The following is a 12,611-nucleotide window of genomic DNA, read 5'->3' as shown; positions in this document are numbered from 1 at the left end:
TGTATTGCCCACAGAATCAACGCCTGGCACAGATCACCTGTAGGAGCGGGCTTGCCCGCGAAAGCGGAGTGTCAGTCACTGAATCTCTAGCTGAACCACCGCCTTCGCAGGCAAGCCAGTTCCCACATTAGGTTTACCCGCCCTAGCGGATCTGGTGTTTGTGCAGCAACCGGTAGAACGTCGGCCGGGAAATCCCCAGCACGCGGGCCGCGACACTGAGGTTGTCGCTGTGCCGGTTGAGCACATCGCACAGCGCCTGACGTTCGGCACGGTGCTTGTAGTCTTCCAATGTCGCCATCGGCGCCGAAATGACTTGCTGGCCTTGCAGCCCCAGGTCAACCGCTTCGATCTGCCGCCCTTCGGCCAGCACCAGGCCGCGCCGCACGCGGTTGGCCAGTTCACGCACATTGCCCGGCCACGGGTGTTGCCCCATCGCCACCAAAGCCTCTTCGCTGAAACTGCGCGGGCGCCGTCCGGTTTCCTGGCTGTAGAAACGTGAAAAGTGGTTGGCCAGCATCGCCACGTCGCCATGGCGTTCGCGCAACGGCGCGGTGACCACTTGCAGCACATTCAGGCGGTAATACAGGTCTTCGCGAAAAGCGCCCTTCTCCACCGCGGCCTCGAGGTTGACGTGGGTGGCAGCCAACACGCGTACATCCACCGGGATCGGCTGGCTGCCGCCAACGCGTTCGATGTGTTTTTCCTGAAGAAAGCGCAACAGGTTGGCTTGCAGCTCCATCGGCAGATCGCCAATTTCATCGAGGAACAGGGTGCCGCCGTTGGCCGCTTCAATACGTCCGATCTTGCGCTGGTGGGCGCCGGTGAACGCGCCTTTTTCGTGGCCGAACAACTCGGACTGGATCAGGTGTTCAGGGATGGCGCCGCAATTGATCGCGACAAACGGCTTGGCGTGCCGCTGGGATTGGCGGTGCAAAGTCTTGGCCACTAACTCTTTGCCCGTACCGCTGTCACCGCGGATCAACACCGGGGACTCAGTAGGCGCCAACTTGGACAACAATTTGCGCAACTCTCGGATGGGACGGCTTTCGCCCAGCAATTCATGGGGCTCATCCACCGGGGCGTAGCCCTTGCCACGCAGGCGCGCCATGCCGAACGCACGGCCCAGGGTCACCTGCACCCGGGATACATCGAAGGGCAAGGTGTGAAAGTCGAAAAACCATTCGCAGACAAAATCGCCGACGTTCTGCAAACGCAGTACATCCTGGCTGAGCACGGCGATCCACTCGGTGCCGCTGCGACCAATCAACTCCTTGACCGCTTCAGGGCGTTCCAAGTGATCGCGTTGCAAACGCAGCAGGCCCACATCGCAGGAGCGCTCACCTACCGCCTCCAAGGCACAGCTGTCCACTTCCCAGCCGGCGGTGCGTAAGCCGGGTAATAACCCGTGGCAATCGTCACAGGGGTCGACCACCAGTAAGCGGCGTTGGGCGGGTGTCGCAACCATGACTGTTCCTTGGCGCCAATATTGTTAAAGTTATTTAGAAACAACAGTTTGTGTCGACTGTTGGTAACCCTAGCAAGATCTTGACGCTTACCTTGTACCCTTTCGCTATAAGCGTGGGCAAAAAGCCATGCCTGTTTCGTAGCGCGCCAGAAGTTGCTCGCCAGTCAAAGGTTTATTGCGCTTTCAAAACAGCCGCTTACATGACGTCAATCAGGGAACGTTAAAATTTCTTGCCCTAGCATGTGACCCGCACCCCACCATCGTGCATCAGTACAAGTAACCCACCGCACGGTCCGCCCAACCGCCGGTACTCACTTGAATGGGCATACAGAGAGAAGACCCAAATGAACGCTCCGCTGCGCATCAACGAAGCTCTTTTGATTGCAGACCGTGCCTTCCAGCCTTTTCAATGCGTGGCCTGGCACGATGGCGTTGGCGCCCTCAGCCTGAGCGTCATCGACCGCACCAACACCCGCATCGGCAGCAAACAGTTGCCGTCGACTGCCTATACCGACCCGGCCCAACTTGAAAACCTGCTATTGCAGGCCCGTGCCGAGCTCGATAAAGATGGCCACCAGTTGCAACACTGGGCGATGCCAAAGTAATGCAATGCAGCAACTTCCAGCCCAAGTAAAACTTGAGCTGGAAGTTGTACAGTCATACTTGCACGCTTAACGTGCGGCGAGAATAAAGCGTTCGAACGCCTCGGCAGCGCCGTCCTCGACATTGCTGCCGGTCACCACATTGGCCTGGCGCTTGACGGTTTCTTCGGCCTGGCCCATGGCGATCGACAACCCCGCCACATGAAACATCGCCGGGTCATTGCCACCGTCTCCAATCGCAGCCGTTTGTGCAAGCGGTACGCCCAGGTGTTCAGCCAGGGTTTTCAAGGCTTCGCCTTTGTTGGCCAGCATCGCGGTCACGTCCAGATACACCGGCTGCGAACGCGACACCTGGGCCAACCCCTGCACTTTCGGCTGCAATTGCGCTTCCAGCTCCACCAACAACTGGGTGTTGTTGCTGGCGGCGACGATCTTGTCGACCCTGTCCAGGTAAGGCTCGAAACTCTCCACCACTACCGGCCCATAGCCCAAGCCATCGGCTTCGCGCTGCACCATGGGCCCGGGCGGATCACGGCGCAGCCAGTCGCCATAGGCAAACACCCAGACTTCCACGTCCGGCTCGGCGGAAAACAGCGCCAGGGTGATGAGTGCAGCTTCCGCCGGCAGATGATGAGCAACCAGGATGCTGCCATCCGGGTTGACCAACGTACCGCCATTAAAGCCAGCCACCGGCACATCGATGCCAAAGGTCTCGATCAAATGCCGCATGGCCTTGGGCGGACGCCCGCTGGCCAGGCTGAAAATCACCCCAGCCTCGCGCATAGCGCGAATGGCATCGGCGGTGCGTTGGCTGAGGCTGTGGTCGGGATGCAATAGCGTCCCGTCCACATCACTGAGGACAAACCGGACGGGATGAATCGTCACGTCACTCATCCGAGGCTATGCCAGGCGCGGCCATCGCGGGCCAGCAAGGCATCGGCCGCCGCCGGGCCATCTTCACCGGCCTTGTAGGCCTGGATACCATCATCTTGCTTCCACGCATCCAGGAACGGCTGCACCGCACGCCAACCGTTCTCGATGTTGTCGGCGCGCTGGAACAGGGTCTGATCGCCGGTCATGCAGTCGTAGATCAGGGTTTCGTAACCCGTCGACGGCTGCATCTCGAAGAAGTCCTTGTAGTCAAAGCCCAATTCGATATTGGCCATCTCCAGGGTCGGCCCAGGCTGCTTGGCCAACAGGTCGAACCACATGCCTTCGTTAGGCTGGATCTGGATTTTCAGGTAAGTGGGCTTGAGTTCATCGACTTCGGTATCGCGAAATTGTGCATAAGGCGCCTGCTTGAAGCAGATCACGATCTCGGTGTCGCGGATGCTCATGCGCTTGCCGGTACGCAGGTAAAACGGCACACCGACCCAACGCCAGTTATCAATCATCACTTTTAGCGCGACGAACGTCTCGGTGCTGCTGTCCGGCGCGACGTTGGCTTCTTCGCGATAGCCGGGCAATGGCTTGCCGGCGATTTCTCCGGCGGTGTATTGGCCGCGCACGGAGTTGGCCCGCGCATCTTCCAGCGACCAGGGGCGGATCGCACCGACCACTTTGGCCTTCTCACCCCTAACCGCGTCGGCACCAAAGGCTGCCGGCGGCTCCATGGCGACCATTGCCAGCAGTTGGAACAGATGGTTGGGCACCATGTCCCGCAGTGTGCCGGTCTTCTCGAAGAAGTTGCCCCGGGTTTCAACGCCGACGGTTTCAGCGGCAGTAATTTGCACGTGATCGATGTAGTGGTTGTTCCAGAACGCTTCGAACAGCACGTTGGAGAAACGGCTGACCAGGATGTTCTGCACCGTCTCCTTGCCCAGGTAATGGTCAATGCGGTAGATCTGCTTCTCGCTCATCACTTTGAGCAGGCAGGCGTTGAGCGCCTCGGCGGTGGCCAGGTCGGAGCCGAACGGCTTCTCGATAACCACGCGCCGAAAGCCCTCGTCCGTTTCATTCAACAAACCGGCACTGCCCAGGCGCTGCACCACTTCACTGAAGAAGCGCGGTGCAGTGGCGAGATAGAACACCGCATTGCCGGTGCCGCTGTCAGCGATCTTGCTGGCGATATCGGCATAGGTGCTGTCGTCGAGGAAATCGCCCTCGACGTAGCTGATGCCCTTGGCCAGTTGCGCCCACAACGCGGGGTCGAGGGCGTTCTCGGCATTGCCCCTGACTTTGCTGGAGGCTTCGGTACGAATGAAGTCCTCGAGTTTCTTGGCAAAGTCCGCATCGCTGATGGCGTTGTGATCAACGCCGACGATACGCAGGCCATCACCGAGCAACCCGTCACGGCTGAGGTTGTACAGCGCCGGCATGAGCAAGCGCTTGACCAGGTCGCCATGGGCGCCAAACAGAAACAATGTGGTGGGTGGAGCAGGTTCGGCCTTGGGTTTCTTGCCGTTGGCGGTCATTTTTTGGAAGTCTCCACATGGCCGCCAAAGCCGAAGCGCATGGCAGACAGCATTTTGTCACCGTAGGTGCTCTGCTGGCGGGAACGGAAACGCGCGAACAGCGAGGTCGACAACACCGGAACCGGCACCGCCTGCTCCATGGCTGCTTCGATGGTCCAACGGCCTTCACCGCTGTCGGCCACGGAGCCCGAGTAGCCGTCGAGTTTCGGGTCGGTGGCCAGGGCGTCGGCGGTCAGGTCCAACAGCCAGGACGACACCACGCTGCCACGACGCCAGACTTCGGCGATGTCGCCAACGTTGAGGTCAAAGCGCTGGTCTTCCGGCAGGTTTTCCGAGTTCTTGGTCTTGAGGATGTCAAAACCTTCGGCAAACGCCTGCATCATCCCGTACTCGATGCCGTTGTGGATCATCTTGACGAAGTGCCCGGAACCCGCTGGGCCGGCGTGAATGTAGCCCTGCTCGGCACGTGGGTCGGCAGAGGCCGAACGGTCCTTGGTGCGCGGAATGTTACCCAGGCCCGGCGCGAGGCTTTTGAAGATCGGGTCGAGGCGATTCACGGTCTCGGTGTCGCCACCGATCATCATGCAATAGCCACGCTCCAGGCCCCAGACGCCGCCCGAGGTGCCCACGTCCACATAGTGCAGGCCCTTTTCAGCCAGGGCCTTGCCGCGACGCACGTCGTCCTTGTAGTTGGTGTTGCCGCCGTCGATGATCACATCGCCGTCTTCCAGCAGTTCGCTCAGTGCGTTGATAGTGTCTTCGGTGGGCGCGCCCGCCGGCAACATGACCCAGACAGCACGGGGCTTTTGCAGGCCGGCCACCAGCGCTTTCAAGTCGGCGACGCCGGTGGCGCCCTCCTCGCTCAAGGCTTTGACGAAGGCTTCGTTACGGTCGTATACAACGGTGGTATGCCCATTGAGCATCAGGCGCCGCGCAATGTTACCGCCCATGCGGCCTAGTCCGATAATCCCCAGTTGCATGTGCTGATGCTCCTAACTTCTAAAAAATGTGTGACATAGTTTATAGCGCAATGAGGCTAATGAGGGTTAGTCCAGAGCGGATCCGTGTAGTTTCATGGCAAAAAAGTTGCCATCGTTTCACCATCACCCCGGCAAAAGTCACAAGACCACCAAAAATAAAAAAGTTCCCTTGCTGCGAAAAAGAATTCAAACTTGCTTCCGACTGTTGCCAGAAACCTGTTTTGGCACCGCGATCTACCGGCTATTTGCGAGGTAAGCAATGAGCACAGCACAGATGACCCGTCCGCCACAGACCCTCTACGTCACCCTCCGTCGCGATGAACTGCGCCAGTTGAAAGACGAGCGCGATCAGTTGCAACAGGAAGTCCTGCGCCTGCGCTTGCACCTTCAAGCCCATCTCGATCAGCCGTCGGATGCCAAGCCAGCCCTGTGCTGATGCCCGTGCCGAACGCGTTGTAAGGCAATACCTACAGAAAACTCACAAAGTTTTCACATTCCCCTCTTGATACTCCCGTTCCGCGATGCCGCTCACTTCCTGGGCGGCCCGATGTTGCGCGCCTGCGCGCGACAATCTTTTTCTGATGGGGCGCTGGATGGCGATGTTCAAACGCAGCACGACGACTGCGAAAGGCTTTGATTGGGCCGGCTTTGGCTGGTTATTCCTGTTTTTCTGGTATTTCTCGGGTATTACCCAACTTCTTATCCAACTGACCGGCACCTCCGGCTTCAGTGGCTTCCGCCAGGCCTTCTTCATGAGTGCGCTGTGGCTGGCGCCGATGCTGCTGTTCCCGCGTCGTACGCGCCTGCTCGCCGCCTTGATCGGCGTGGTGCTGTGGGCTTGCTCCATGGCGAGCCTGGGTTATTTCTTCATTTACCAGCAGGAATTCTCCCAGAGCGTCATCTTCATCATGTTCGAGTCGAACATCTCTGAAGCCGGCGAATACGCCACCCAATACTTTGCCTGGTGGATCGTGCTGGCGTTCATTGCCCACACCGCCTTCGCCATCTTCCTGTGGACGCGCTTGCGCCCGGTGTATCTGCCTCGCGGCCAGTCCATCGTGGCAGCCATTGCCATCGTCCTGGCGGTGGTGGGCTACCCACTGGTCAAGCAGATCGCCACCAGCGAAACCATGGAATTGGCCATCGATCGTTTCGAAACCCGCATCGAGCCTGCCGTGCCTTGGCAGATGATCGTCGCCTATCGTCGCTACACCGAGCAGTTGGACAACATGCAAGGCATGCTCACCAGTGCAAGCAAGATCCCGCCCTTGAACAACCTCAAGGACAGCATGGCCGGCCAGCCGTCCACACTTGTCTTGGTCATCGGCGAGTCGACCAACCGCCAGCGCATGAGCCTCTACGGCTACCCGCGCAACACCACGCCGGAGCTGGACAAGCTGCGCGACCAACTGGCCGTGTTCGATAACGTCATCACCCCGCGCCCCTACACCATTGAAGCGCTGCAACAGGTGCTGACCTTCGCTGACGAAGAAAACCCGGACCTGTACCTCAAGACACCGTCGATTGTCAGCGTGATGAAACAGGCTGGCTACAAGACCTTCTGGATCACCAACCAGCAGACCATGACCAAACGCAACACCATGCTCACGACCTTTTCCGAACAGGCCGACGAGCAGGTGTACCTGAACAACAACCGCAACCAGAACGCCCGTCAGTACGACGGCGATGTACTGGCGCCGTTTTCCAAGGCCCTGGCCGATACCGCCGAACGCAAGTTCATCGTGGTGCACCTGCTGGGCACCCACATGAGCTACCAGTACCGCTACCCGCAGACCTTCGACAAGTTCACCGACCGCCAGGGCGTGCCGGCGGGTGTCAGCGATGCGCAGTTGCCGACCTATAACAGCTATGACAACGCGGTGCTGTACAACGACTTCGTAGTCTCCAGCCTGATCAAGGACTACGCAAAGACCGACCCCAACGGCTTTTTGCTGTACCTCTCGGACCACGGCGAAGACGTGTTCGACTCGGCCGGCCACGACACTTTGGGCCGTAACGAAGGCAAGCCGACCGCGCCGATGTACACCATCCCGTTCATGGCCTACGCCTCGCCAAAATGGCGCGAAAGTCACGACTGGAGCTTCGCCGGCGACTTGCAGCGGCCTTACAGCAGTTCGCAGTTGATCCACACCTGGGCCGACATGGCAGGCTTGAGTTTCGATGAGCTGGACCACAGCAAGAGCCTGGTGAGCGACAGCTTCAAGCCACGCCCCCTGTTGATCGGCAACCCTTACGAGACCAAGCAGAAGGCACTGATCGACTTCAGCCTGATCAAGCCCAAGAAGGCCGACGGCGCCGAAGTGGTGGCCAAGTAAGCCAGGGCCTTGTAACAGAAAGATAACAATCATTCTCGTTTGAGCCTAAAGTTCCGCAGTTCCTTTCGTCTTTGAACCAAGCCCTCCCCGCCTGGGGAGGTATCAAAGACGACAAGGAGTCTGCAGCGATGTTTGCGCCCTTCACCCGTTCCATGACCTTCACCCTCGGCCTGTTCAGCCTGGCGCTGAGCCCGGATTCGCGGGCCGACCCCGCCCCCGATACAGCCCCCGCCAAAGCCCTGGAACTGGGCGCGACCACCATCAGCGCCGACGGCCTGGGCGCCACCACCGAGCACACCGGCGCCTACACTACTGGCTCGATGAGCACCGCCACGCGGCTGAACCTCTCCGTCAAGGAAACCCCGCAATCGATCTCGGTGATCACACGCCAGCAGATGGACGACTTCAATCTCAATACCCTGACGGATGTGTTGCGCCAGACCACGGGCGTCAACGTTCAGCATTACGACTCCGATCGTGTCTACTACTCCGCCCGAGGCTATGGCATCAGCAACTTCCAGGTTGACGGGATGCTCAACACTTTCGGCTACATGAAGACCGACGCCGACACCATCATCTACGACCGCATCGAAGTAGTGCGCGGCGCGACGGGCCTGACCACGGGCGCAGGCGACCCTTCGGCCACCGTCAACATGGTGCGCAAGCGCCCTACCGCCCAGTGGCAGGCCAAGACCGGCATCAGTGGCGCCAGCCATGACAACTACTACAGCTACGTTGACGTGGGCGGCCCGCTGGCGTTCGACGGCAAACTGCGCGGGCGTAGCGTGCTGGCTTACCGCGACAGCAAGTCTTTTCGTGACAACTATGGGCTGCAGCGGGCGGTGGGCTACGGCATTCTCGAGGCTGACCTTTCCGACGATACCGTGCTGGCCGCAGGCTTTGATTACCAGGACAAACAGGTGCAAGGCACGTCTTGGGGCACCGTGCCCTACTGGAACAGCCAGGGCGGCAAGGCCAGGCTACCCCGCTCCACCAACATGGCGGCGCACTGGAGTTCCTGGCCGCTGACCGACAAGACCACCTTCGCCACCCTCGACCATCGGCTCGGCGGCGACTGGCACCTGAAGGCCGCCTATACCCATCGCCAGAGCGACACCGATGGCAAGGTGTATTACGGCGGCGCCGGTTTCCCCAACCCCGACCGCAGCGGCATGACGGCTTGGGCCAGCCATATGCGCGGCACTTCGCGCATGGAGGCCATCGACCTCAACCTGGCCGGCAGCTACACGCTGCTGGGCCGCGAACACGCGCTGATGATGGGCTATGGCGAAGCCGCACAACGGGATGTCTCGCCCTTCATGCGCAGCGACCTGCCAGCCAGCTACTACCCCATTCAGGACTGGAAGCATATGGGCGGCATCAGCAAGTTCACCGACCAGGTGACCGATCTGAAAGGCGAGCACAGCAAGAAACAACAGAAAGCCGGTTACCTGGCCACAAGGCTGAGCCTCACGGACCGCTTGCACGCCGTACTGGGCAGCCGTTACGGCAGTTGGGAGCTGGAAAGCGCAGAGCCCAAATACGATGCCAACGACCAACTGACCGCTTCGGGCAAAACCAGCCAGACCCACAATGATATGTGGACGCCCTACGCCGGCCTGCTCTACGACATCACGCCGCAGTACACCGTCTACGCCAGCTATACCGACATCTTCAAACCCCAGGACTACCGTGATGCCAACAAGAAGTACCTGGAGCCCGTGGTCGGCAGTAACTACGAAGTGGGCCTCAAGGGCAGTGTGCTGAACGAGCGTTTGAACCTGGCCGCCGCGTACTTCTGGAGTACCCAGGACAACGTCGCCGAGCGGGATGACTCAGTCCCGCCCAACCCAGTCACGGGAGAGGAGTACTACAAATCCGGCGGCAAAGGTAACAAGGTCAACGGCTTCGAGCTGGAAGCCGCCGGTGAAATCACGCCGGACTGGAACCTGTCCGCCGGCTACACCTACACCCATTCGGTCAATGGCTCTGACAAACGCAACAACACCAGCCAACCCTTGAACCTGGTGAAGATCTCCAGCGCCTATCGCCTGCCGGGCGCCTGGCGCAAACTGACGGTGGGCGGCGCCGTGAACTGGCAGAGCGAAACCTACGACTTCAGCAACCGCCCGACCGGGCAGCGCAACAGCGAAGGCCGGCCAATAACCACACGGGCGAAAATCACGCAACAGGGCTACACCGTGGTCAACCTGATGTCGCGCTACCAATTCGACGAACAGGTTTCGGCGTCGGTCAACGTGAATAATCTCTTTGATAAGAAATATTACGAGCGCGTTGGTTTTTATAACGGGGTGTATTGGGGCGAGCCGCGTTCCGTCACGCTGGCGTTGGATTGGAAGTTATAGCCTCGCACGTGGAAGTTAACAAAACTGTTAACTTCAACGGCCTCTCCCGTTAATTCCCACTTAATAAGATAACGCCATAGTCGCTCCATGATCTGATCACGAAGCGACCAGACACCTATCACTTTAATGGGAATACAACTATGAAACTCTCGACCTTGATGCTGGCCAGCCTGATGACCCTGACCTCTGCCGCTGCCTTTGCAGAGGGCGGCGCAGAGCGCTCCAAGGAGTTCTACAACAACTTCAGCTTCATTCAGGAAAAAACCCACGGCAAGGCTGAGCAACAAGTTGCCAGCGCCGATGGCAAGTCGGTCAAGGCCGACACGGTTGAACAGGCGCAACCGAACAGCTGAGTTAATGCTTACTTAATCCGTAGCACCCTGCGCCATTCTGCTCCGTTGGCAAAGGTTTATTGGGCGCCATTTAATGGCGCCTTTTTTTTGCCGGTTATTTATTACAACGGTTTATTCCAGAACAACATCCGCCCATGGGCCGGATCAAACACTGAGTCGTCAAAACCAAACTTGCGGTACGCCGCCTGCGCCAGAGTATTGCCTTCCAGCACTTCGAGGGTAATCTTGCAGCAACCGCGCTGCCGGGCGATTTCCTCGACCTTTTGCAGCATCTTCTGACTCAACCCCAACCCCCGAAACTGCTCTTTCACCACCACATCATGGACGTTGACCAAGGGCCGGCAGGCGAAGGTCGAAAAGCCCTCGAAACAATTGACCAATCCCGCTGGCTCCCCCCCGACGAACGCCAGCACACTGAACGCGTGTGGGCGCTTGGCCAGTTCGGCTGGCAACTGCTGCAAGAGATCGGCTGGCAGGCTGTGGCCGCCGCCCATCGGATCTTCAGCGTAATGGTTGAGCAACAGGCCAATGGCGTCGGCGTGCACGGCGTTGGTATAGCTGGCTTGCAGCACCAGGATGTCTGGGGTGTCCATTTCCTTCCTCGATAGCGACAACCAGGGAATCGTTTCCCTTTGAGAGCTGCGATTGTAAGCGTGGAGTCGGCAGTAGATGAAGGAGATAAGCGACAAATCGCTGACAGAAAATGCGAAGGTTGCGCGCATCAAAGCGTGCAAAGAGCTTTGGAGCGGCGATTTTTCCTAGGTGGCGAAGCGTTCCAACTGCATCTCTTGCAGACGGCTCAGGGTGCGGCGGAAAGGAAACTCCAGGTAGCCTTCGGTGTACAGGCTGTGCAACGGCACCTCGGCGTCGATAAAGAGTGGCACTTTGCGGTCGTAGCATTCGTCCACTAACGCGATAAAACGCCGTACGCTGTCGTCATGCACCGACAACTGTGGCAACTCTCGATCCCCGGCTACTACGCGCTCGGCGCTGTCCTCAGTGCCACGCGCAATCCGGCCCGGGCGTTTCTGTGCACTGAGGTTGGGGACGTTTCCTAGCAGGATGGCGTGGAAGCGATCACATAACAGCATGAAATCCATCGCGGCCAGGGGCTGCTCACACAGGTCGGCATAGCGACACCAAAGCACGGTGTCACTGGCCTGCACCGTCATGATGGTGCGGTACCCTACGCTTACCACCCCGCTGGTCACGGTTTGGCCTTGGCTCAACTGTCGGAACACCGCCGCCAGTGCCTCGGGCTGATTCACCCAATAGCGCTGCATGCCCACGCCGGGATGCAAGCGATGATCTTCGCCACCGTCCACGGCCACCACCTGCATATGCTGCTTGAGCGCGTCGATACCCGGCAGGAAACGCTCACGGTTGAAGCCACCGGCATACAACTGGTCGGGCGGCTGGTTGGACGTGCACACCATCACCACACCCTCTTCGAACATCACTTGGAACAGGCGGCCGAGAATGATCGCGTCACCGATATCATTCACAAACAATTCATCGAAGCACAGCACGCGCACCGCCTGGCTCAGCTCCCTGGCCAACGCCTGCAAGGGGTCCTGGGTCCCCGTGAGCTGGAATAAGCGCTGGTGCACCCACGCCATGAAGTGGTGAAAATGCTGGCGCCGCGCAGGCACGCGCAAGCTTTGGTAGAACTGGTCCATCAACCAGGTCTTGCCACGCCCCACCGGCCCCCAGAGGTAAACGCCGGCAATCGACGAACGCCCTTGATGCAAGGCCTCGTGACAGGTTTGCAAGGCTTGTACCGCCCGGCGCTGGGCGTCGTCGGCGACGAAACCTGGCTGGGCGATGGCATGTTGGTAAGCGGCGAGAGGCGAGTCGAAAGTCATGCTTGCCAGTATGACGGACGCAGAGCTGTCCAGGCGCGAAATCTTGGCCTGTTTGCCTGAGGCGAGGATGAGTATTTGCACAACGCTATAGCGGTAGACGGTAACCACGATGCGAAGCGAGCCGCTCTTGATCTTGCTCTTGATCTGCTTTTGATCTTAAGCGCCCCGTTAAACCACGCTGGCCGGAATTCGACAGGGATTTGGGGGGTAAACCGGCAGGGATGCCGGTT

11 protein-coding genes are annotated in these 12,611 nt (G+C 59.3%); 5 read left to right on the top strand and 6 right to left on the bottom strand.

What is annotated here, in order from left to right; translation table 11 throughout:
* Nucleotides 1-142 precede the first annotated feature (142 nt).
* Nucleotides 143-1,465 (bottom strand): sigma-54 dependent transcriptional regulator, encoded by a 1,323-nt coding sequence (locus tag ACTJLA_RS18645; protein WP_034127717.1) that lies wholly within the window; start codon nucleotides 1,463-1,465, stop codon nucleotides 143-145.
* Nucleotides 1,466-1,809: 344 nt separating this feature from the next.
* On the opposite strand from ACTJLA_RS18645, the gene ACTJLA_RS18640 reads away from it, so the two are divergent.
* Nucleotides 1,810-2,070 (top strand): hypothetical protein, encoded by a 261-nt coding sequence (locus ACTJLA_RS18640; RefSeq protein WP_034127718.1) that lies wholly within the window; start codon nucleotides 1,810-1,812, stop codon nucleotides 2,068-2,070.
* A 66-nt stretch (nucleotides 2,071-2,136) separates the two neighbouring features.
* On the opposite strand, the gene ACTJLA_RS18635 is transcribed toward ACTJLA_RS18640, so the two are convergent.
* Genes ACTJLA_RS18635 through gnd form a run of 3 tightly spaced genes read right to left on the bottom strand, consistent with a single transcriptional unit; the run spans nucleotide 2,137 to nucleotide 5,461 of the window.
* The gene (locus ACTJLA_RS18635) at nucleotides 2,137-2,961 is read right to left on the bottom strand and encodes an HAD family hydrolase (protein ID WP_314543992.1); all 825 of its coding nucleotides are present in this window, start codon (nucleotides 2,959-2,961) and stop codon (nucleotides 2,137-2,139) included.
* Nucleotides 2,958-4,481, bottom strand: a complete 1,524-nt coding sequence (zwf, locus tag ACTJLA_RS18630; RefSeq protein WP_032892093.1) for a glucose-6-phosphate dehydrogenase — start codon at nucleotides 4,479-4,481, stop codon at nucleotides 2,958-2,960. Before zwf ends, ACTJLA_RS18635 begins: the two co-directional genes overlap by 4 nt.
* Nucleotides 4,478-5,461, bottom strand: a complete 984-nt coding sequence (gnd, locus tag ACTJLA_RS18625) for a phosphogluconate dehydrogenase (NAD(+)-dependent, decarboxylating) (protein WP_019817573.1) — start codon at nucleotides 5,459-5,461, stop codon at nucleotides 4,478-4,480. The genes zwf and gnd overlap by 4 nt, the downstream gene beginning before the upstream one ends.
* Nucleotides 5,462-5,720: 259 nt before the next feature.
* On the opposite strand from gnd, the gene ACTJLA_RS18620 reads away from it, so the two are divergent.
* The 4 genes from ACTJLA_RS18620 (at nucleotide 5,721) to ACTJLA_RS18605 (ending at nucleotide 10,516) form a co-directional block, all read left to right on the top strand.
* A complete protein-coding gene (locus ACTJLA_RS18620; protein WP_254914296.1) occupies nucleotides 5,721-5,897 on the top strand; it encodes a DUF6026 family protein in 177 nt (58 codons plus the stop codon).
* A 157-nt stretch (nucleotides 5,898-6,054) separates the two neighbouring features.
* On the top strand, nucleotides 6,055-7,797 hold the full coding sequence (locus tag ACTJLA_RS18615; protein ID WP_314544004.1) for a phosphoethanolamine transferase CptA: 1,743 nt from the start codon (nucleotides 6,055-6,057) through the stop codon (nucleotides 7,795-7,797).
* 128 nt (nucleotides 7,798-7,925) lie between these two features.
* Nucleotides 7,926-10,163 carry a TonB-dependent siderophore receptor gene (locus ACTJLA_RS18610; protein WP_054897792.1) on the top strand — a complete coding sequence of 746 codons (2,238 nt, stop codon included), beginning with the start codon at nucleotides 7,926-7,928 and terminating at the stop codon, nucleotides 10,161-10,163.
* A 140-nt stretch (nucleotides 10,164-10,303) separates the two neighbouring features.
* Nucleotides 10,304-10,516 (top strand): hypothetical protein, encoded by a 213-nt coding sequence (locus ACTJLA_RS18605; RefSeq protein WP_034127722.1) that lies wholly within the window; start codon nucleotides 10,304-10,306, stop codon nucleotides 10,514-10,516.
* 101 nt (nucleotides 10,517-10,617) lie between these two features.
* Here the strand turns inward: ACTJLA_RS18605 and ACTJLA_RS18600 are convergent, their stop codons facing one another.
* Together ACTJLA_RS18600 and zapE are read right to left on the bottom strand one after the other, a co-directional pair.
* Nucleotides 10,618-11,109, bottom strand: a complete 492-nt coding sequence (locus ACTJLA_RS18600) for a GNAT family N-acetyltransferase (protein ID WP_034127723.1) — start codon at nucleotides 11,107-11,109, stop codon at nucleotides 10,618-10,620.
* Nucleotides 11,110-11,274: 165 nt separating this feature from the next.
* Nucleotides 11,275-12,381, bottom strand: coding sequence for a cell division protein ZapE (zapE, locus tag ACTJLA_RS18595; RefSeq protein ID WP_314544010.1), 1,107 nt, complete (start codon nucleotides 12,379-12,381; stop codon nucleotides 11,275-11,277).
* Nucleotides 12,382-12,611: the final 230 nt, after the last annotated feature.

Origin of the sequence: Pseudomonas sp. 22072 (genome assembly GCF_052046095.1) — a bacterium.
Taxonomy (GTDB): Bacteria; Pseudomonadota; Gammaproteobacteria; order Pseudomonadales; family Pseudomonadaceae; genus Aquipseudomonas; species Aquipseudomonas paracarnis.
This window is presented reverse-complemented; position numbering and strand designations above follow the sequence as displayed.